Annotated in this window: 1 protein-coding gene; it reads left to right on the top strand. The window is 60.3% G+C overall.

Features of this window, described 5'->3' with window-relative positions:
- Positions 1 to 274: 274 nt before the first annotated feature.
- Positions 275 to 459, top strand: a 185-nt coding sequence (locus tag EOA22_RS23875; RefSeq protein ID WP_206521326.1) for a 3-methyl-2-oxobutanoate hydroxymethyltransferase, incomplete at its 3' end; no start/stop codon positions are given.

Here is a 459-nt window from a genome sequence, read left to right as displayed (position 1 = left end):
GCGTAAGGAAAGTCTTCATCTCAAAACCCTCGCGCCGGCAGCGCCCGTTTCCTGCTTATGGCGTCAGGCCTTGCCGAAGGCAAGGCTTTTGCCACGGCGTGTGCGCAAATGGCTTTCCTGAAACCCGACACAAGCCTGTGATCCTGCCGGTGGCTGCATGCACGCTTGCCAAGCCTTTGCGGTGTTTCTAAAGCTCTGCGCGCCCATGCTTGTATCCAGCCCGGCTTGAGGCCAAAGGAGGTGACGATTGGCCACGGAATTGCCGACCACCGACATGCGCATCAGCGCCGAGGCGATTCGCCACCGCAAGGGCGGCGCGCCGATCGTTTGCCTGACCGCCTATACCTATCCCATCGCCCGTCTGCTTGATCACCATGTCGATCTGCTTCTGGTCGGTGACAGTGTCGCCATGGTCCTCCACGGCCACAAGACGACACTGGTTGCCTCGCTGGAGATGAT

The organism is Mesorhizobium sp. M7A.F.Ca.US.014.04.1.1, from assembly GCF_003998745.1.
Classification (GTDB): Bacteria; Pseudomonadota; Alphaproteobacteria; order Rhizobiales; family Rhizobiaceae; genus Mesorhizobium; species Mesorhizobium ciceri.
The sequence above is the reverse complement of the archived record's forward strand: the minus strand, read 5'-3'. Positions and strand labels throughout refer to the sequence as shown.